The organism is Pseudomonas sp. B21-054 (assembly GCF_026016345.1).
Classification (GTDB): Bacteria; Pseudomonadota; Gammaproteobacteria; order Pseudomonadales; family Pseudomonadaceae; genus Aquipseudomonas.
Genome location: NZ_CP087204.1, coordinates 3,493,514 through 3,513,389 on the forward strand (window position 1 = coordinate 3,493,514; position 19,876 = coordinate 3,513,389).

A 19,876-nucleotide genomic window follows, 5' to 3' on the forward strand; every position below is an offset into this window, starting at 1 on the left:
CTGCCGTGGAAGCGCTGGAGTTGTTCAAACAGGGCATGTATCTGGTGGTGATTCTTACCGCACCACCGCTGCTGGTCGCGGTGCTGGTGGGCGTGCTGACGTCGCTCGTGCAAGCCTTGATGCAGATCCAGGACCAGACCCTGCCCTTTGGTATCAAGCTGGTCGCCGTGGGCGTGACCCTGGCGGCGACCGGCCGCTGGATCGGTGTTGAATTGATCCTGTTCATCAACACCGCGTTCGACCTTATCGCGCGTACCGGAGGCGCCGTTTGATGCCATTCAATGCCGAGTATTTGTTCGAACTGATGCTCGGTATCGCATTAGCCATGGCCAGGATTCTGCCGTGCATGATGCTGGTGCCTGCGTTTTGCTTCAAATACCTCAAGGGGCCGCTGCGTTATGCCGTGACCTGCGCGGTTGCGATGGTTCCAGCGCCGAGCATCGGGCGGGTGTTGTCCGGACAACATGAAAACTGGCTGATGATCGGCGGTTTGTTGCTCAAGGAAATGGTCCTGGGCGTTCTGTTGGGGTTACTGCTGTATATGCCTTTCTGGATGTTCGCGACGGTAGGCGCCTTGCTCGACAGCCAGCGCGGCGCCCTCAGCGGCGGCCAGATGAACCCTTCCCTCGGGCCCGACGCGACGCCACTGGGCGAGTTGCTGCAGGAAGTGCTGATCATGCTGGTCATCCTGTCCGGCGGCCTCTCGCTGATTACCCAGGTCATCTGGGACAGCTACATCATTTGGCCGCCCACCGCATGGATGCCGATCCTGACGGTAGAGGGGCTGGACATATTGCTTGGCGAGCTGAACAGGACCCTGCAGCACGCATTGCTCTACGCGGCGCCGTTCATAGGCCTGTTGCTGCTGATTGAGGCCGCTTTCGCCATCGTCGGTCTTTATGCCCAGCAACTGAATGTTTCGATTCTGGCGATGCCGGCCAAGAGCGTTATCGGTTTGCTGTTTCTACTCGTGTATCTGCCCACGCTGCTCGATCTGGGTAACGCCGAGGTCGGACGCTGGTTCGATTTGAAGTTTCTGCTGAACCTGTTGGTAAAAGTGCCGTGAGCGAAAAAACCGAAAAGGCGACGCCAAAGAAAGAACGCGACGCGAGGGAAAAAGGCCAGGTTGGGCAGAGCCAGGACCTGGCCAAACTGCTGGTGCTGATGGTGGTCAGCGAAGTCTGTCTGGGCATGGCCGAGGAAAGCATGACGCGCCTCCAGCACCTCACCGAATTACCCCTGCGACGACTGAACGAACCCTTCGCCAGTACTGCCATCGAGCTCAGCGGCACAGCGCTGTGGACACTTGTTTCCTTCATCGTGGCCAGCGTCGGCGTGGCGATTCTGATACGCCTGGCCGGCACCTGGATGCAGATCGGATTTCTCTTTGCGCCCAAGGCCCTGAAGGTCGATCTCGGCAAGCTCAATCCAATCGGCCAGATCAAGCAGATGTTCTCTAAACAGAATCTGATGAACCTGCTGTTGAGCGTCCTCAAAGCGCTGGCCATTGCGGTCATTCTGTATATCTCGATCATGCCCATCCTGGGCAAGCTGGTACTGTTGGCCGACACCGATCTCGTCACCTACTGGCGCTCGTTGCTGGAGGTGTTTCAGAACATCTTGCGCAACACCTTGGGCCTGTTGCTGGTGATCGGCATGGTCGACTTTGCCCTGCAGAAATATTTTCACGCCAAGAAATTGCGCATGAGCCACGAAGACATCAAGCAGGAATACAAGCAATCCGAAGGCGATCCGCACGTCAAAGGCCATCGTCGTCAGCTGGCGCACGAACTGCTCAACTCCGAACCCAGCACCGCCCCCCGGCCGGTCGAGGATGCCGACCTGCTATTGGTCAATCCGACCCACTACGCGGTGGCACTGTTCTATCGACCAGGCCAGACACCTTTGCCACTGATTCATTGCAAAGGACAAGACGATGATGCGCTGGCCCTGATCAAGCGCGCCCAGGACGCCAAGATTCCGGTGGTCCAGTGTGTTTGGCTGGCGCGTGCGTTGTACACCGTTCGCACGGGTCGCCATATACCGCGCGAAACGCTGCTGGACGTTGCCCACATCTATCAGGTCATTCGCCAGCTTGATGAAGTCACCGAGGAAATCATCCAGCTCGAAACCCACTGACCCACCACCCCAGTCATAAAACTTTAATACCTGCGCGCTTTAATGGTAGTCAAAACTTCTGGAAGTCTACCCCATGCATTCGTCGAGCTCGCGCGCCCAGTCTCCGGGATCAATCCCGCTCTCAGAGCAAACGAACACGTGGTTGTTGGAGGCCGCTGAGCGGCTCGGCATTCCTCCTGCGCAGGCACGAGCGTTCTCCCGCAGCGCCCAACTGTCGTTGCCGGGGCTGACCTTGCAACTGTCGCTCTGGCAGACGTCGCCTGTGCAGCAGTGGGTGGTGTTGGCTCTGCTGCCACGCCCCAACGGTTTGCCGGTTGAGGTCTGGAGCGAGTTGCTGCTGCGGTCCAATTGCGTCATATCGGCAATGAGCAGTAGCAGCGTGAGCCTGAACGATAGCGGTGATGCCGTGCTCGTGCTGCGCCTGATCTCGCAGCCGCAACATCAGCGTGAAATGCTTGTCGATGAACTGAGCCATCTCTTGTCCGTCGCCGAAAGCCTCGTGGCGGGCGCCACCGCACTTCAAGGTAACCAAGGCGGCGCACCTCGGCCGGTCACCACGACACCGAGGCAAGATGAGCGCGCGGGGCAACAGGCGCAGGCGGCGATGAATCGGGAATGGCATCGTCCATTGCTGATCGCTGCGCTGCGGCACTTGGACATCGCCGCCCCGCCCTTCGAGCAGATATTGACTGTCGGCGTGATCCAGGCCAACGGTCGTGCCTATGAAGTGATCGCCGACAGTGATCGCCAACATCTGCTGATCAGTACGCCGCTACCGACTTCGCTGAACACGGCGACGCAACGCGAACGCGCGCTAATGGCCAACCTGCACCTGATGATGCTGACCCAAGCTGCCGTGGTCCTCGCGCCACACGGCAGCGCGTTACAGGCGCGCTGGAACAGCACGGGGCTGGACGGTCAGGCACTTGCCGAATGGCTGCTGGATTTCGGTCAACTGGCCGAGAGTTTCATGCAGACCTCGGCCATTCGCCCAGCAAGGAACATCCCATGGACCCGATAGCCCCAAACCTGGGACGTATCCTGCCAGCACCGCAAATCGAGCTGCGGCATCGACATCCCACCGCTGATATCAATGCTTTGGAGCGCGGCGAGGCCCCCGCTCACCTGCCTGATTTCACTTCGCGCGCCCGCGCACATGTGACAGGCCTGAGCCAGGCCTTCCATCGCGACTATCTGGCGCCGGCAGGCAGAGCCACGGGCGCCCTCTGGGAAAGCGCCAGGGAACACGGCGTGGCCCTGGGCAACAAGGTCGGACGCGGAGCAAAGCTCGCGTTGAGCGACAGCATGGCCAATTTGCCTTCCGGCCGCACAACGCTTGCCGCTGCGGGCCATACGGTCCAACAGATGGTCAACTGCGGTGCGCCTACCTATCTTCGCGAGTTGGCGTTCATGCATGCCTACAGTGCACTCAACGAGGGGCTCGCGAAAAAAAGCCCGGGGGCAATGCTGGCTTTGCAGGCCGCTGTCTCACTGACGACCATTGCCACCCAGCTCTACGTACGCCAACCGCGCCTGGATCGTCTCGCCGCCGATTCCAGCGATGCGGTACGCGGGCACTTCGCCCTCAGCGAAGCGAAATGGAACGCTCTGCCGCCCGATAAGCAAGACACACTGCGCCTGCAGATGAAGCGCGATTCGCGCAACATCACACGCAACCAGGTCGTCGCCGAGGCGCTTTATCTGGGCATGGGCGCCATGGGCGCCGCGCGTGGTGACGGTGCGCTGAGTGCGAGGGTTTTGGCCACTCAGCTTCGCGACGTGATCTATGCCCTTTCTCGCGAAACCATGCAGGCCACTTTCAGCATGACCGCCCCCCAGGACAACACCAAGACCTACGGGGTCGACGAGGATAATATGCCGACGCTCGGCTGGGCCTACGGTGCCATGACCTTGAGCATGGGTTTCATGCTCGACTCCATCAGTGAACAGGTCTTGCCACCGGGCCAGACGTTGACGAGTCCGGCACTGCTCGGGCCGGACCAGCAGCCGCTGCTGGGCGAAGCACTGGCCTCTTCCATTCAATCCCTCGCCGGCACGCGCGCTGCATTCAACACCGTTGTCGCGACCCTCGACAACCATCTGCAGCGGCATTTCGATACGCGCCAGGTGGGTACCAACCAGGAGTTGAAGCCGAACCTGCCGCTCAAGGATTATGGCCGGGTCCTGGACCAATCCCCCGCCCGAGTCGCCTGGGCCAGCCTGGCTGGCGCAATCAACATGGCCACCGGCGAAGCACTGCGCGGCAAGGTTCCGCCCGCCCTCTCCGGCTTTCTGGGGAATATGGGGACCGCAGCGGCGATGGGTTTGGCCTATCGCACCGTCAACCAAACGTTCCAGTCCCACGCAAGTGTGCGCAAGGCTGTCGACAAACAAGCGGCGACGGCTGCTGCCGGGCAACAGCAAGCTTGAACCGCAATGCCGCGCCGCGCGGCCGACAGTTCAAGCGTCGCAAAAGGAAGGGAAACTGCGCCAGCAATCGCTACTGGCGCAGTGGATGGACGGTCATTCCAAGGGGCTCAAGCCTGCCAACAGCAATTGATGCTGGCAGATATTATCGAGCACCGCGCGACCATGGGAGGATGACGGCACCGCATGCCAGACGACGAAGTCGCGGTGAGCATCGAGAAACAGAAAATAGTCAGGGAACAGGTAGGATTGGGTGAAGCGCCGCTCCAGCGCCTCACGCAATTGCTGGGGCTGCAGCGCGCGACTGTCGATGTGCAACGCTATACCCCAATCATGGTGCTCATGGCGACTCACGAAAGAAACACCCGTTGCTACCGGCCATACCGCTGTTTGCCCAGCAGCCACCCGTTCGTAGAACTCCGCTTTCCCCGAGACTTGTATCATGGTGCTCAATCCCGCAGTGGCACGATAGTGTAGTCCGCGGTGTCCTGCGGATTTTCCAGGCCAGTACGCATGTCCGCTGGCCACCAGATCACCAGCTCTCGGTTATTGGAGTCGGGACGGTCGCAGGACTGTCCAGAACAGCCGCCCGAGGTCGTCGAGCAACCGGAGAGCATCACACACAGAAGGCCGAACGCAGCCCAGTTCATCTTGGTCATCGGGTTGCCTCCTTGAGTAATGAGTCACGAAGGGTCGCGTTGCTCTTGAGCGACTGGGGATTACGCACCGCAACATAAACTTCGCTTTGTTCCCCAGGCTGCAGCCAAGCGCGAGGCCATGCACTGACACCCAGCACCCAGCGCCCGCCACAACTGCTTTCATCAATACGCAGCGGTTTATCACCCGTATTGCGCGCGACCACCACGCCAATGCTCCAGGCGTTGCGCCGATACCATTGGCTGCGATTGGCATCGATGACCAGGCCCTGTTGCGGCGCGCACAAAGTGGCCGGCGTGAATAAAGGCTCGTTACTCGGGGTAAAACCCGTCGGTTGCACATCACTCAACAACTGAGTGAAGGCGCGCTGAATATCAACGCGAGTGGGTTGCCCATCGCCATGACGCCCGTCGATCCGCTGGGCGGCGGAATCGATATCTTCCGGGTTGCCGCTTTCGACATAACGTGCCGGGTCAATCTGGTTGCCCACCAGCCGCGGCGTAAGAATGAACAAGCGTTCTATCTTGTTGGTGCTGCGGCTACTGGACGTGAACAGCAATTTGCCAATGAGCGGAATGTCACTGAGCCACGGGATTTTGCTTACCTTGTCGCTCGACTGCAGAGAATGAAAACCACCGACGACCAACGATCCACGCTCGGCGATGACCGCCTGAGTGCTGACACTGCCATTACGCACGCTGGGTTTGGTGCCATCAAGCAACGATGCTTCGATTTGTCCGTCCTCGATATCGAGGATCAACTGCACCTGCGTCTTGCCATTGTGCTGCATCGAGCGCGGGACCACCTGCAGGCTGGTACCGGCAGTAATCGGCTGGATATCGGCAACACGCTCTCCCGTCGCGGTGAGGAACTCGGTCCGGCTGAAATCGATGACAGCGGGCTGGTTCTCCAGGGTGAGGATCGAAGGATTGCTGATCACCGTCGCCGCCCCCTTGGCTTCCAGCGTGCGGACCGCCAGGGCGAATCGCCCGGCGTTTTCGGCCGACAGCGTCGAGCTGCCTGATTCAAGCAAGGACCCTCTGACGTTGGTCCCTCCGGCCCAGACATTCCAGTTGCTGGACAACTCGTTCAGCTCGTCGCGGTCGATGTCGTAGATCACCGCGTCGATTTCGATCAGGTTGCGCGGCACATCAAGCTGCCTGACCAGGTTCTCGTACAAGGCTCTGCGCTTGGGTGAGTCGTAGATCAGCACCGCATTGTTGCGTACGTCGGCTGCGACCCGTATCCGCGACCTGCCAGCGGAGCCGCCCTTGTTCTGAGCGCCGCCGCTGGCGCCGGCAATCACGCGATCCAGGGTTTGCTGCAACTGATCATCAGCCAAGCCGCCAAGCAAACTTGGCGTGCCCGCGAAGCTGCTTGCGCCAGCTCCCAGTCCCGCGCCTTGCAACACGTTAAAGACGCTACCTGACCCGCCTTGCGAGCGGCTATCCAGCAGCTCCTTGAGGATCGTGGCTACTCCTGAAACGGTCAGTTGTTCATCACGGTAACTGATGGTGCGATCGGCTGCGTTCGCGTAACGCAACGGTAACACCACGACGTCTTGCTTTTCCTCAGGCTTGTCGACGTTGCTGCTGTAGTCTCGAATGAACTGAACATACCGCGCAGGTCCGCTGACCAACACCACGCCCTCATCCGGCAGGACTCCCCAGCCAAATCGTGAATCGAGCAAACCGAGTTCAGTCAATGCGCCCTTGAGGTCGTCAACGGCGTCCGGGGATACCTCGATTCGCTCGGTTATCTGGTCACGGGCCGGGCTGACGTACAGGGTGTTGTTGTAGACGAACCATTGGAACTGATGCTGCTGGCTCAATCGATCAAGAAACGCCTGCGGGCTGTCCGCGCGGATACGCCCCTCAACGATGCCTTCAATGGGGTCCATCTCAAGGTTGACGCCAAACTCTCGGGCAAATGCTTCAAGAACGCTTGAAAGCTCGGTCTGTTGCGCGTCGAACGCATAGGCCGTTTGTTTCCACGCTGGCGGTATCGCCGCGAACGCCGGGGCACTCAGTCCCAATAACAGCCACGGTAACCACCGGTAGGCCTTACGCATATCACACTCCAGTGTGCCAATTAGTTGCTAGACGGGACTCGGCCGAAGGCGAATCAAATAAGGTTTTATGCATCAGGCTGAGCATGGCTGCGCGCTGATTGGCCAGGGTCTGCAAGACCTCCAGCAAGGCCTCGACCGAATTCGACGGGGCCATCCAGTGCACCAGCACCAGACACTGGCTTTGCGGATCGGTACCCAGTGCCCCCGGACAACGGCACGCAACGCTCGCTCCCCCCTGCCCCAGGATGCTCATCAATCGATCAGGAGCGCTGGCATCAAACGGATCCAGCACGTCGATGCTGCAGCGGATTCCTCCTTCGACCCAGGCAAGCTGCACATTCGCATCGTCAACCCAGCAATCCAAAGGGGCGACCGAACAGTCATCGAGCCACCGGTTCAGTCGCGCGCTGAAATCACTGAATTCCATCGATGATCGCTTTGGTCATGCCGTGATGGGCGCGCATGCCCTCGCCCATGACAACGGTCGCGGTGGCCACCGATTGGCTCGCTTGAGCGAAAGCCCTGATGTCTTCAATGTTGCCGCTCTCAGCAGCGGCCAGTGCGGCATCATTTGCCGTTTCGTGAGCGTTGGAGAAATTCTTCTCCAACTGGTTCTGGACCGATTTAAAGTTGATCATGCAGACATCTCCTTGAGAATTTACGCAATATGAGTGGCGGCGCCTCTCTTGGTGGTTCCAAAAGAATGGGCGACTTCAAAACATGATGGGATTGCCGAAGTGTTATGTTGCGGCCTGAAATGAGCGTTGTAGACCGGTCCAATCAATGTCGTACTCGCCGGTGTCGGTGCTCAGGCGAATAGACTGGACCGGGATCGTGGTGTCTTCTCTCAACTGCCACAGAGCCGAAGAGCTGTTGGCCTGCAGCCAAGCTTGCACCTCGACTAAAAGCTCGGGATGACACCTCAACGTGGCGCTGCCCATCGGGTATGCCTGGGAAGCCGCCAGATGTTCCAGCAAGATCCTGGCACGCTCTGCGGGCTGGCATTCATCAAACAGTCGGCCGATGACGACATTCAACAAATCCCGGCAAACGTCGACCACACGGCTCCTGCATTGTTGGCGCTCGGCCTCCAGCGCCTCCAACAAACTACTGGCTTGGTCCCAGAACTGAGCCAGCGCTCGATCCAGATAATCCTGCCGCAGTTTTTCTGCCTCCAGCAGCAACGCATCCGCTTCGGCTCGCGCCTGCGACATCACATCAACGGCTGTCCGGTAGTCAGCGAACTGCTCGTGACGGACGACCAGCTCGCCCCCCACCTCGCGATCGCCCAAGGATAAATTTCGTCGAATCAACATGTTTGACGTTCAACCTGCATGTCTGTCATGCCCGAACCCTCCACAACACAGACCGCCACAGCGCATCGAGTTTGCGGGCGGGAACGTTAAAAGCGGGCTCTGGTGCCTCCTCGGGGGGCCATAAAAGGCGCAGGCGCGACCAGCACCGCTCGCCCAGCCAGCCGGCCAGTATCGCGCGGGGGTCAGTGACGTTCTCATTCAACCAGAGCCCTGGGCGTAGAGCCTTGGCTACGCCACGACACCAAGACCACTGTTCATCGGGCAATTGATCATTTGGCGCGGCAAGACAGATCGCGCGCACCAGAGCCAAAGCCTGCAACCTTTGTGCTTCTGTCAAAGACAGCCATTCGATTACGTTGGGCTCTGGCTCGGGCGGCGCCGAGGGGGGGATGCCCAGCAAGGTCAGCAACGCGTCGTGTCGGCTGCGCCAGACGCCCATGCAAACATCAAAATCAATCCCCCATTGCTCCCCCACGCTGGACTTCCACTTCGGGTGCATCCAGCGCCACGTACAGCACCACCATCCGACCCACTGCTCATCGGTCATAGCTGTGCGGGCAAGCCGGTTGGCCTACGCCTGGCGCGCAAGCGTGCCAACAAGGCCTGGCGCCAGTCTGGACGCAGCATCAGGACTGCGCCCCCCGCCATGGACACCAGGCACAGCGGCAAGGCAATGACCATCACCCACCAGAAGCCGGCATCCTCGCTGTCAATCAGAAACGGTCCGAAAGGCACGAGATGCTCCGGGTCCTGAAACTCCACCGATGGCACGAATACAATCGAAAATTTCTTTGTGGCGCTGCTGTCCTGACTCATCCCTGGAATGCTGCTGGCAACCATCTGTTGAATACGCCCGCGGACACTGTCCGGATCCAGCGTAGACGCTGCATACTTGATGAATACCGAGGCGGAAGCCGGCTGAACCGGCTCGCCCGGTGCGATGCGCTCCGGCAAGACGACATGCACACGAGCCACGATGACCCCGTCAATCTGGGACAGCGTTGACTCCAATTCCTGCGACAGCGCATAGATGTAGCGAGCCCGTTCTTCCAGCGGTGTGGAGATGACCCCTTCCTTTTTAAATATCTCGCCAAGACTCGCCCGTGTCTGATTCGGTAGACCGGCCGCATCAAGCACCCTCACCGCACGGTTCACATCACGATTGGCGACGATTACGGTAACGCCGGCTTTTTCCATCTGCTTACGGGCCGCTATATGTTCCTGAGCCAACTTGGCGATTACTGAGTTGGAATGCTGCTCGGTCATGCCGCTGAACAATACGGTGTCGTCGCTGCATCCGGCGAGCGCCAGGAAAGCCAGAACCGTTAATAAGCCGGGTACTTTCACGAAGAACCTATTGCAGATTGGTCAGTTTATCGAGCACTTGTGCGCCTTTACTCACGACCTTGGTGGTGAGCGCCGTTTGTAATGAGTACTGGGAAAGGGTTCCACTCATTTTCAATATATCCATCGGATCCATTGAAACGGATGCGGACTTCATCGCGCGCTCAGCCTGATGCGACAGTTCGACTTGGCCAGTGAGACGATCCGAAATCGCGCTCATCAGGCCACTTGCCAGGCCAGCAGGCTCGTGGTTGTCGCGCAGGGCACTGTCAAACAGATCGACATCAGCTTGAGGGGGAGCGGAAACCATCTCCAGCTCATGGTCAGGTGCGGCGTTCCTGAATGAATTCACGTTGGAAATGGTCACCGGGTTTCTCCTGTAGAACGTAGACGATGGACTAGGAACTGGCTTTTCAGGACTACGCTATGCTGGCGCGCATTACGTCAACGACGTTCCGAGCAGCCTGAGAAGCCGTATGCTCGCCTTGACTCATCGCAATGCCAGACGGCGCACCGGAAGCGATTCCCAACCCCAACTGCAACCCTTGTTGAAAAGCCTCCATGCCTGCGTTGCTATTTAACATCTGGCGCAATTGGTCTATCTCACTCGTGCCACTCGATGGCGCGGGACTGCTGCCGAAACCACCTTGCCCGCCTCCCATCATTTTTTCATTATCCGGATAATCGGTTTTATTGGGCCCGCCCGCCATATGTTGAGAGACCTGCTCGAGTGCCTGCTTAAATTTAGCGGTTTCGCCCTCAGACAGATAATTGTCTTCGTCCAGTTCTTTACTCCATGACCCGGAATCGGGCGCTCCGAAGGTGGCCCTGTTTTTATCCATATAGTCAGCCACTTGCTGAAGCAACGGTTTGTCAGCCTTGGAGAAAGTCGTGCCGTCGCCTTTGGGCTGCAGTGCGTTGTTCAGCGCGGATTGGCCCAACCCACTCGCCACCTCAGCCATGAGGTCCTTACTGTCCCTGCTTCCAGCATTGGCGATAAAGTTGCTCCCCATCTTGTCTTTAACAATGTCCATCAGGGCATTTTTCAGGGTCTCTTGAGGGTTTGCAGCCAAGTTCATAAGACCCAGTCCACCACCTTGGGAAAGTTTGTCATGTACCATCTTTCCCAAGGGACTATTAAAATCCGCTTTCCCGCCGGACATCATGGAGTTGGCTAACTCCGTAATGACACCTGACAAGGAAGGTGAGGCATTGGATGAACCGGTGTTTTTAGAAGAAGAAACACTAGAAGCATCCGGCCCGCCGAGAGCGGGGGCTACCAAACTGATAATAGGATTCAGCATTTTCTAGACTCTCACTGATATGAAACCCTTACCCACTACAAACGGTCGGGTGGAGGCTCTTAATAGCTAATGCCTTTCATCGTCTGAGCAACGTTGGAAATAGATTTGTTCGCCGTATCGGCTTGAGCGCCAGCGATAGAAGCCAAGGTATTCTGCATCAAGTTCTGCTCAGCCGCCTTGTTCTGCAGCGCAATCATTTGAGCCTGTTTCTTGTCCATACTTTCCATCGCCGCCATTTGTGCAGACGCGGCATCGCCGCCTCCAGACATATGCGTCGCCTGAGACTGCTGCGCGGCGTTCCCTTTAGTATTATTCGCCTCTTGTTTGGCGCCCTGAAATGCATTGATGCCCGCATTTGCCGCACTACCGACGGTATTGGTAATGCTGGAAAATGGATTAGTCGAGATTGGCATGATAAAGACTCCTCATACGCTAGCGAAATTGCTAGGTAATAATAGGTGGGAAGTTCTCTAAATCAGGTTCCAATTTTTTTTCAAGCGTTGAGGCCTTGCCAAATACGTCTAACGATTTGATGCGATGATAGAGTGTTCTACGAGGTATACCCAATTCCACACTCACCGCATCAATCGAGTGCCCGTGACGCTTGAGGGCTTCTTGAATAAGGATGCGTTCGATAGCCCGCATTTGCGCCTTGAGCGTGCGCCCCTCGATCTCCGCGCTTGAGCCAAGGGTTAACGACGGCAGCCCCAGAACAAATCGCTTGGCCGCTGATTTCAACTCGCGGATATTCCCCGGCCACGGATGACCCAAGAGCGCTTGCATGAGTTCGGGCGATATAGCCCGAGGCGCACACCCCAGGTCTTGCGCAGCCGCGGCCACGAACTGGGAAAACAGCGGAACGATGTCTTCGCGACGGTCACGTAGCGCTGGTAATTGGATCGTCAGCACGTTGAGCCGGAAATACAGATCGCGCCTGAACTCGCCCCGATCCACCAACTCGGCCAAGGGCCGCTGAGCGGATGCAATCACACAAATATCCAACGGAATGACCGTGGTAGAGCCCAAGCGCTCAATCGCTCGCACCTCAAGGACACGCAGCAACTTGGCCTGCAAACTGAGCGGCATGCTATCAATTTCATCGAGGTATAAAGTCCCGCCCTGCGCAGCCTCGATGTAGCCCTTTCGCGAGCGATTAGCCCCGGTGAACGCACCGTTGACCACACCAAACAATTCACTTTCGGCCAGCGACTCCGGGATTGCCGCACAGTTCATCGCGACAAAGGCCCCCTTGCGCCCAGACATTGAGTGAATACGCTGAGCCAAAGTATCCTTGCCAGTCCCCGTCTCCCCGGAAAGCAACAGATCGACACCAAGCAGTGAAGTGCTTTGGGCGATGACCTTGATATCAGGCGCTTCGGTTATGTTGTCAGGTCCGCAGTAAAAGTAATCGCACACACCCATATAAACCCCGTGATCGGCACTACTTCATACGGCCCCGTTGCAAGCACGAGGCGAAGCATGGCCATAAGCTGCGCGATCATTAGTTATGATCGCAGGTCGGACAGACCCGCAACACCAAGCCTGACGGCTGCACGCGCACTGCGCTTACAGTCAATTTATTGATCAAATGCCACGGCAGATCCAAAAGTGCGTGTGTGACGCGCGCTGCGACCAGTTATTCCATCGAGTGTAGATGATATTTTTTGAAACAATTTGAATGGCCACTTGGCACTATCGTACCGACCAGTTTTTCTCTGATCACTGTCAGTGCTTCTTCTTGAAAGCCATTCAACAACTGGTGCTTTAGGGCGGCAAAGAATACCGCTCACCCAAAGCCTGTCAATCGCCGACGGTCATTTTAATGGTTACTTCACAGTTCGGATACAACGCGGTTTGACCGAAGCCATCGAGAAAGTTCGATAAACATTTTACGCTTGGCGTTATTCTTTAAAAAAATATGGAACCTGGTCGACGCTATGCACCACTCAGTACTTGAGACAGTTCGACGTAATAAAAAAGAACAACTGTTTCACCTTCAAACAGCTCAGAGAATAAAAAATGAGTAATGAGCGCTACCACCGTTGGGTTACTGATATCTGTCAGCTCTCTCAAATCCCTGTGACTGCGGTTGACTTCGATCTGGTTCAGCTAAACGTGAAAGGCATTGCCTTCAGCTTTGCCAACTTAGCCGATACCGTCATGATTCACGCAGACTTCGGCCCGCTACCGGATCGACGCAGAGATGCCGTGCTACTTCAGCTTATGAATGTCAATTTTCATTTATTCAGCGCAGACGGTCCCTGTTGCTTTTCACACAACGACGACACGGGCCAAGTACAGTTCAGTTGCACCGTCGAGCTGTCCCAGATCGGCGCACCTCAGTTCGTGCAGTTACTGGGGCATATCGCTGAGTATGCACAATCATGGCAGCACAGCTACTTTCTCGATGAAGGCGCAAAACGCGAGCCTTCAACGCGCACGAGTCTGGGGGGGTTATGCTAGGTCCGACGCTACCGGCAGGAAATTTTTTTCCCTTCACCCCAACACGGTCACAGTCCACACCGCGGACAGATATCGCATTGACGCCCATGGGCCCTCGTGCGCCCGTCAACAACCCACTCCCCCAAGCTCATCAGTCGCCAAAACCAGGACAGCCCTCCCCCGCGCTTGCCAGGGAGGCTGCGCAGTTGGCGCCCCGACTGGGGCGGTCCGGCTTTGACGTCGCGGTAGCCAAGCAGCGCATGGTCCTGGAAGGTAAATATCTGCAGGAGCACCCCGGTACTCCCTACGCCGACATAAATGACAAGCTATTTGCAAAAGCCAAAGGAAAAGCGCCCGAATCCATGACCGGACGCTTGTTGGTCGACGCCAAGGAGGCACAACAGACGCTGATCCGCGAGTTGGAACAGCTGACCGAGGATCCACAACAACCACCGGACCTGGAGACTTACCGCAACGTGCTGACAGAGGCTGTGCGCGCGCAAACTGATTTACTGGGCGCACATGTCGCACTGTACGACCAGATTTTGACCGATCCACATCTATCGGCCGCCGACCGACAACACATAGAACGTAGCGAAAACGCCTTCTCGCTTCATGCCCAACAGACTGTGAACTCGATCCCAGGCGCTTTAAAAACGGCCTTGACCAAAGCGGACGCAACGGTCAGCGCGCTGAAGCAATTGAAACAACCGTCAGAGGACTGGGAAAACATCAGCCAGATGCTCGGTGAATTGGTCGAGCACACATCAGTCGATGGCGAGTTCAAAGATGCCCTGGATAACGCCAAGCTGCCTGCCAGGCTTGAGCAGCTCCATCAACACAACGACGGCTGGGGAGCGACTGCCAAGGCGGTCGTCGCGGGCGCCGTGCCACAAATGCTCGCGTCGGGCCTGGCGTTCGGCTTCGCGCGGGCGGTCGTGGAGTCAGCGGTTCCCAACCTCAAGGCCCAGGCATTCGCCACCGCACCCGTGATGGCGGCGGCACATGAAATCGGGGCCAACCTGCTCAAACCCATGAGTCAAGAGATGATGGGCGGTTGGTCGCTTAAACCAGTGAGTGCGTCAGAGGTGATTCCAAACCCTAACCCACGGGTTATTGTCGATGGCGAGCTCAAGCCCCTGCCCGCAGAACAAAAAGACGCCGCCATGCAGGAGGTTGAACAACTGCGCAGCCGCCATCTCAACGCCCAGCAAGCCAACAAGAATGGAACCGGCATTGGCGAGGCTGAAGCCTTCGGCGCGTTTGGCCTGGCACAAGCTATCCGCAAAGGCATAGGGCTAGCCAAGCCGCATATTCCAGTAGATCAATTTGGGCCGCGTACGCTGGCCTCCATGGCGGGCGGCCTGTTCATGGGAGGTGTGCAATCGGGTGCACAGCTACGCAGCAGCGTTCCTGATCGGCGCGGGCGCGAGCTGCCGACCCACACCTTCAAGGGCGTCGACAAACCTTTGGCGAATCGCTTGGCGAAAGCGGCTTCGGACGCGGTGCTGGCCAGCGACCCGAGCAATCCCGGGGTCCGTCAAAGCCTGTTCAGTAAAACCTACGGTTCACTCGTCGGGTTGGGCAGTGCCATGGCCGTCAGCTCAGCGGCACGGGCCTTTGGCTCAGACACGCCGACGCAGCAGTTCGGTCAGGTACTCCTGGCTGCGTTGGGCTCGCCGGCGCTACTTATTCCGGCCTATGCAAGCTTTCAGGCGGGCGCGGAAACCGACGCCCATCAGGCGGCGCTTGAAAAGGAGCGAAAAACGCAAGAGTTGCCCGGGCCAGGCGCCCCCGCTCAAGTACCGGCGTCCAACTTCCCACGCACACAAACGGCAATGCAGAACATCCGGTCGCCCGACCGGGCCGATTTACCGCACGGGTCCATGCCGGGAACATGGGGCAGAGCTGCAGAAAATACTTACCATCGTGTCCGAGGGGGATTGCAAGTCGCGTCCCAGGTTCCGACGGAACTCACCGAGCTTGCCATCAAGAAAGTTGCCGCACACTTGGGTGAGGGCTCTGATGACGTGGCGGACCCACAACCACCCGGAGCTTTTCCGCAAAAGTGACGCGGCTCGATAGCCTCCGGATAACTGGACACTTCAGCCGGCAGACACATCACCCCAGTGGTGCCGGTTGAAGTTTTATCGACGTGTCCTACGCTAGAGCGCGCACCGCTCTTGCAGCAGGCACCGGGCCAGGGTCCGGGCAGCCGACAGAATCCGCTCGACCTGTTGGTCCATTTCCACATTGGACAGCCCATCGAGGCTCAGTTCAAGGACTCGTAGCTTGTGACCACAGACCGACCCCAGCCAGGCGAGGCTTGGGATCGCTTCGACTTCAACATCCAACAAAAAGCAATTTGGACACACAGGACCTAGCAGCTGCTTCGCCTGACCGCGAGAAGGCGTCCCCGACTGCGTCGGCTTCGCCCCTGTCTGCAGCCAGTCGAGCATCAATTCCGCTGGACGCTGGACTGCCAGATACGCAACCTGGTCCCAATCGTCCAAGGCGACGTGCACCTGATCAATGATGTATTTGGGTAACGACGCGCTGATGACAATAACCACCCCGACATCCGCCGAAGGCTCCTTGATCCAGGCTGCTGCTTGTGACATCACATCCATCGCACCCACTCCCATTAATCTGTACTTATTTGCACAGCAAACCTGTCGCCAGACTCGCCCTCTGATCTTTCCCGCGCCAATACTCTTTCAACCGTTACGGAACAGGCTTGCCGCTGTCCTTGCCCCCCATGGCTGTTTCCCAGCTTGGCCGGAACCGATATTAAAACCCGCTGCATCCAGCCGCATATTGCGCCCTGAATCAGATCAACCCCAGGCTCAGCGCTTTGAGCGTGGCCGCTGCGCGTGTGGTGCATTGCAGCTTGCGGAACATGTTTTCAACGTGAGTGCGCACCGTGCTCGGGCTGATTCCAAGCTGACGCGCCACTTCCTTGTTACTGCCGCCCTCGCTGATGCAGCGCAATATCTGTGCTTCACGCTCGGAGAGCGGGCTGCTGTGTGTTCTGGATTGCGCCATGGCGCGATTGTCTTCGGCGCTCAAGTCGGGTTGCCGCGGTTGCTGGCTGCGCAATGCCTCCAAAGTCAATGTTGCAACTTGCAGTCGATAGCGAATCAGCCCTGAATCGCCTTCGAAGCCGCGGATATAGCCGCGGCCATCGAGCCGATCATAAGACTGGACCAATGCCTGGGCTGCCAACGAACGTCCATCGGGCTGGCCGCAGGCACCGACGGTCCAATGAGGCACCCTACCGTCGTCTGGAAGCGCCCCGGGGATGAGCCAGACATGATGAGCCGCCATGGCATGGCTCTCGGCATCGCTTGACAGGCAACTAAAACCGTTCAGGTTCATCATGCTCAGCTCCTGATTATTTATTATTCACGCTGGGTCGACAGGTCCGCTGCTTAATCTTAAGTATATTTATCAGAAAGCGTGTTGCATCTTTTCTGCCAAATACGAAACAATATTCCCCCGATAATCAAAGAAACTATTTTTATTGCAAGTAAACTGATCTGAACGCAATAAAAGTAATGACCCGCTTACCCAGGCATTTTTCCGACTCCGAGCAAGCGCACCTGCCGAGACCGAAAATACGCTCAAGCAATTGAATCAAAAGATTAATTTCCCGACGCTTCAACCTACTTCAGGGCGCGTTGCCGGCAGGACATCTTAGCCAATGTTGCTCGGCCTCAAATCAACCCTAGCGTCAGGGCTTTGAGCGTCGCAGCCGCCCGAGTGGTGCATTGAAGCTTACGGAACACACTTTCCACATGGGTGCGGACCGTACTCGGACTGATGCCCAATTGGCGCGCCACTTCCTTGTTGCTTCCCCCCGCGCTGATGCGCCGCAGGATTTCCGTTTCCCGCTCGGAAAGCAAACCACCGCTCGGCCTGTAGGCCGTCATCGTCGCATCCCCGCGCGCCGCCGCGATAACCGCCTGACAGGCTCGAGGCTCAAAGCGTCCTTGGTCCGCCTCGTCCAGCAACAAGCGGGTGGCGGCGTCCTGACTGAAGGCCGGCCGCCACGGTCGCTCGCTCAGCAACGCTTGCCAGGCCAGGGCCGCGGCGAGCAAGCGATGTTCACTTTGCAGCGCGTCAGCGTTGAGACTGCGGAAGTAACCACTGCCGTCCAGTCGCTCGTAGGCGTGAGCCGCTATCTGGCCCGACACCGCCAGCGCTGGTATCTGGCTACAGGCCCGCGACGTCCAGTAAGGCACCAGCCGCACCTGCTCAAGATCACCTTCCAATAACGCACCCGGGGTGTTCCAGACCCGATTGGGCACCGCGGCGCGGCCAAGGCCATGGACCAACGCCGCTTGGCCGAGATGGTCTACCGATGCCTCTGATAGTCCGGAAAGTCTGGCGGCCTGTTGAACCAGCTCCGAAGAGCGTCGCGAATACCCAGACAGCCACGGCAGCTTGAGATCGATCACATCGCCGACCAGGGTCAACGGCACCGATGGTGCGCTTTGCCGCGAAGCGGCAACCTGGGGCACGCGCAGTTGTGCGAGCCAATCTTCGGCGTGCTGCAGCATTTCGGCGGCGAGCGCGGCTGGATAGCGTCGATCGCTTTTGCTCGCGATCCACTGCAAGGCCGCCTCCAGACCGTGCCTGCGGGAGAGGATCTCCAGATCGCCTGCCAGCAACACCTGATAAACCACCTCCGGCACCTGCGGATGACGCAGGCCGGATGGTCTTCCCTCGCCGTCGTATTGTTCGAACACATGACGTAGCCCATGTTCGACTTCGGCGCTCAAGCCCAATGTATGAGCAATATCACCGGATACCTCGCAATGAATCTGCGCCAACGGCGTGGACCTGCGCATCGCTCGCTGGCCCGCCGCGCTGAGGGTGTGCGTCAGCATTGCGTTGCGGCCCTCGACGTCATCGCCCAGCAGTCGGGTAAAACCCTCTGCATTGGCGGTGCACCCTGACCAGCGCAGCAAGGCCACCTGGCGTCCGATCTCGGCGTGCTCGCCAGCGCCGTTGCACGCCTGCGCGAGCATCTGCACCAGGCGGGCGGTGCGGCGCGACTGATCGAATGGCTGGCCCATGCTCAAATCGCCCACCATGGACAACGCCAGGATGGCGTCTTCCGATTCGATGCAATCACCTGCCGACATGTCGTTCCCTCCGAACATCCGATTGAACATGGTTGATGGCCTCGGATAAATGACCGATACCTCAGCCGGCGAGTATCGCTGAAACTGCGCTCACCCCATACAGGAGATCGCATCATGTTCAAACCCAAGGCCCTTGCCCTCACACTCGCCATGACCTGTTCATTGCTCGGCGGCGCGGTCCATGCCGCGACGCAGCAACCTTCTGTCGTCATCGTCCATGGCGCTTTCGCCGACGGCTCCGACTGGGGCAAGGTCGTTCCCCTGCTGCAGGCGGAAGGCATCAAGGTCACCGTGGTACAAAACCCGCTGACCTCGCTGGCTGACGATGTCGCCGCCACGCAGCGTGTGCTGAACAACCAGGAGAACGACGTCGTGTTGGTCGGCCACTCCTGGGGCGGCACCGTCATCAGTGAAGCCGGCACCGACAAGAAAGTGCGCAGCCTGGTATACGTCGCCGCGTTTGCTCCAGACGCCGGTCAAGCCAGCAAAGACCTGGGCAAGGATTACCCCGCTCCGTCCGGCGTGAAAGACATCGCTGCCGACAAGAACGGTTTCCTGTACATGACCGCCGAGGGGATGGCCACCGGCTTTGCCCAGGATCTTTCTGCCGAGCAAACCGCGGTGATGGCCGCGACGCAAGGGCCGATCCGCGCCTCGGCATTCGATGACAAGACCAGCGCCGCCGCCTGGAAAGGCAAGCCGACCTGGTACGTCGTGGCCAAGGAAGACCGGATGATCCAGCCGGATCTGCAGCGGGCCTTCGCCAAGAAAATCGGCGCCAAGGTCACCGAAATCGACGCCAGCCACGTGCCACAACAATCGCGTCCAGCTGATGTCGCAAAAGTCATCATCCAGGCCGTTCAGAAGGGCCAGTAATTTCGGGCCTCTTCAGCGCCGGGATCGAGGGAAGTGCTGCGTCTGGATGGATTGCCACCGGTTTCAGGACAGGGTGGCCGCAAGCTCGGACGCAATGCACTTCCCTCGCAACGCTCGTCGCATCCGGCGAGATTGAGCTTCGCCTCCTGC

At 58.4% G+C, this 19,876-nt stretch carries 23 protein-coding genes; 8 read left to right on the plus strand and 15 right to left on the minus strand.

The annotated features are described in order from the left end of the window. The first annotated feature begins 5 nt into the window (after positions 1-5). The 5 genes from sctS to LOY70_RS15650 all read left to right on the plus strand — a co-directional run bounded on the left by sctS (position 6) and on the right by LOY70_RS15650 (position 4,569). Entirely contained in the window at positions 6-272 is a 267-nt protein-coding gene (sctS, locus tag LOY70_RS15630; RefSeq protein ID WP_092164917.1) for a type III secretion system export apparatus subunit SctS, read from the plus strand. Continuing rightward, entirely contained in the window at positions 272-1,066 is a 795-nt protein-coding gene (gene sctT / locus LOY70_RS15635; RefSeq protein WP_123417476.1) for a type III secretion system export apparatus subunit SctT, read from the plus strand. Before sctS ends, sctT begins: the two co-directional genes overlap by 1 nt. After that, positions 1,063-2,139 (plus strand): type III secretion system export apparatus subunit SctU, encoded by a 1,077-nt coding sequence (sctU, locus tag LOY70_RS15640; RefSeq protein WP_265028337.1) that lies wholly within the window; start codon positions 1,063-1,065, stop codon positions 2,137-2,139. Before sctT ends, sctU begins: the two co-directional genes overlap by 4 nt. A 142-nt stretch (positions 2,140-2,281) precedes the next feature. Next, positions 2,282-3,160 (plus strand): CesT family type III secretion system chaperone, encoded by an 879-nt coding sequence (locus tag LOY70_RS15645; protein WP_265028338.1) that lies wholly within the window; start codon positions 2,282-2,284, stop codon positions 3,158-3,160. Then, on the plus strand, positions 3,148-4,569 hold the full coding sequence (locus LOY70_RS15650; RefSeq protein WP_265028339.1) for a hypothetical protein: 1,422 nt from the start codon (positions 3,148-3,150) through the stop codon (positions 4,567-4,569). Before LOY70_RS15645 ends, LOY70_RS15650 begins: the two co-directional genes overlap by 13 nt. Positions 4,570-4,662: 93 nt before the next feature. Here the strand turns inward: LOY70_RS15650 and LOY70_RS15655 are convergent, their stop codons facing one another. The 12 genes from LOY70_RS15655 to LOY70_RS15710 all read right to left on the minus strand — a co-directional run bounded on the left by LOY70_RS15655 (position 4,663) and on the right by LOY70_RS15710 (position 12,680). Then, positions 4,663-5,010 carry a type III secretion protein HrpV gene (locus LOY70_RS15655; protein WP_123417480.1) on the minus strand — a complete coding sequence of 116 codons (348 nt, stop codon included), beginning with the start codon at positions 5,008-5,010 and terminating at the stop codon, positions 4,663-4,665. A gap of 5 nt (positions 5,011-5,015) precedes the next feature. Next, positions 5,016-5,225 carry an HrpT family type III secretion system protein gene (gene hrpT / locus LOY70_RS15660; protein WP_185067229.1) on the minus strand — a complete coding sequence of 70 codons (210 nt, stop codon included), beginning with the start codon at positions 5,223-5,225 and terminating at the stop codon, positions 5,016-5,018. Beyond that, on the minus strand, positions 5,222-7,294 hold the full coding sequence (sctC, locus tag LOY70_RS15665; protein ID WP_265028340.1) for a type III secretion system outer membrane ring subunit SctC: 2,073 nt from the start codon (positions 7,292-7,294) through the stop codon (positions 5,222-5,224). The genes hrpT and sctC overlap by 4 nt, the downstream gene beginning before the upstream one ends. 1 nt (position 7,295) lies before the next feature. Further along, a complete protein-coding gene (locus LOY70_RS15670; protein WP_265028341.1) occupies positions 7,296-7,721 on the minus strand; it encodes a type III secretion protein in 426 nt (141 codons plus the stop codon). After that, a complete protein-coding gene (locus tag LOY70_RS15675; RefSeq protein ID WP_025213878.1) occupies positions 7,708-7,932 on the minus strand; it encodes a type III secretion protein in 225 nt (74 codons plus the stop codon). Before LOY70_RS15675 ends, LOY70_RS15670 begins: the two co-directional genes overlap by 14 nt. 102 nt (positions 7,933-8,034) lie before the next feature. Beyond that, positions 8,035-8,610 (minus strand): type III secretion system stator protein SctL, encoded by a 576-nt coding sequence (gene sctL / locus LOY70_RS15680; protein ID WP_265028342.1) that lies wholly within the window; start codon positions 8,608-8,610, stop codon positions 8,035-8,037. 25 nt (positions 8,611-8,635) lie between these two features. Continuing rightward, entirely contained in the window at positions 8,636-9,157 is a 522-nt protein-coding gene (locus tag LOY70_RS15685; protein WP_265028343.1) for a type III secretion protein, read from the minus strand. Next, positions 9,154-9,957, minus strand: coding sequence for a type III secretion system inner membrane ring lipoprotein SctJ (gene sctJ / locus LOY70_RS15690; protein WP_265028344.1), 804 nt, complete (start codon positions 9,955-9,957; stop codon positions 9,154-9,156). The genes LOY70_RS15685 and sctJ overlap by 4 nt, the downstream gene beginning before the upstream one ends. A 7-nt stretch (positions 9,958-9,964) precedes the next feature. After that, positions 9,965-10,321 carry a type III secretion system inner rod subunit SctI gene (gene sctI / locus LOY70_RS15695; RefSeq protein ID WP_265028345.1) on the minus strand — a complete coding sequence of 119 codons (357 nt, stop codon included), beginning with the start codon at positions 10,319-10,321 and terminating at the stop codon, positions 9,965-9,967. A gap of 52 nt (positions 10,322-10,373) precedes the next feature. Beyond that, positions 10,374-11,258, minus strand: coding sequence for a harpin HrpZ family protein (locus LOY70_RS15700; RefSeq protein WP_265028346.1), 885 nt, complete (start codon positions 11,256-11,258; stop codon positions 10,374-10,376). Between the two features lie 59 nt (positions 11,259-11,317). Beyond that, complete coding sequence (locus tag LOY70_RS15705) at positions 11,318-11,671, minus strand: hypothetical protein (RefSeq protein WP_265028347.1); 354 nt, start codon at positions 11,669-11,671, stop codon at positions 11,318-11,320. Positions 11,672-11,702: 31 nt separating this feature from the next. Further along, entirely contained in the window at positions 11,703-12,680 is a 978-nt protein-coding gene (locus tag LOY70_RS15710) for a sigma 54-interacting transcriptional regulator (RefSeq protein ID WP_265028348.1), read from the minus strand. A 597-nt stretch (positions 12,681-13,277) separates the two neighbouring features. On the opposite strand from LOY70_RS15710, the gene LOY70_RS15715 reads away from it, so the two are divergent. Together LOY70_RS15715 and LOY70_RS15720 are read left to right on the plus strand one after the other, a co-directional pair. Continuing rightward, positions 13,278-13,721: a CesT family type III secretion system chaperone gene (locus LOY70_RS15715; protein WP_265028349.1), complete on the plus strand. Its 444-nt coding sequence runs from the start codon at positions 13,278-13,280 to the stop codon at positions 13,719-13,721. A 185-nt stretch (positions 13,722-13,906) separates the two neighbouring features. Further along, positions 13,907-15,772 carry a hypothetical protein gene (locus tag LOY70_RS15720; RefSeq protein ID WP_265028350.1) on the plus strand — a complete coding sequence of 622 codons (1,866 nt, stop codon included), beginning with the start codon at positions 13,907-13,909 and terminating at the stop codon, positions 15,770-15,772. Between the two features lie 93 nt (positions 15,773-15,865). On the opposite strand, the gene LOY70_RS15725 is transcribed toward LOY70_RS15720, so the two are convergent. The 3 genes from LOY70_RS15725 to LOY70_RS15735 form a co-directional block, all read right to left on the minus strand. Further along, the gene (locus LOY70_RS15725; RefSeq protein ID WP_265028351.1) at positions 15,866-16,330 is read right to left on the minus strand and encodes a transketolase; all 465 of its coding nucleotides are present in this window, start codon (positions 16,328-16,330) and stop codon (positions 15,866-15,868) included. Positions 16,331-16,529: 199 nt separating this feature from the next. After that, entirely contained in the window at positions 16,530-17,081 is a 552-nt protein-coding gene (locus LOY70_RS15730) for a helix-turn-helix transcriptional regulator (RefSeq protein WP_265028352.1), read from the minus strand. A 335-nt stretch (positions 17,082-17,416) separates the two neighbouring features. Beyond that, positions 17,417-18,850, minus strand: coding sequence for an HD domain-containing phosphohydrolase (locus LOY70_RS15735; protein WP_265028353.1), 1,434 nt, complete (start codon positions 18,848-18,850; stop codon positions 17,417-17,419). Between the two features lie 114 nt (positions 18,851-18,964). Here LOY70_RS15735 and LOY70_RS15740 point away from each other — a divergent pair, with 114 nt between their 5' ends. Beyond that, the gene (locus tag LOY70_RS15740) at positions 18,965-19,726 is read left to right on the plus strand and encodes an alpha/beta hydrolase (RefSeq protein ID WP_123417496.1); all 762 of its coding nucleotides are present in this window, start codon (positions 18,965-18,967) and stop codon (positions 19,724-19,726) included. Positions 19,727-19,876: the final 150 nt, after the last annotated feature.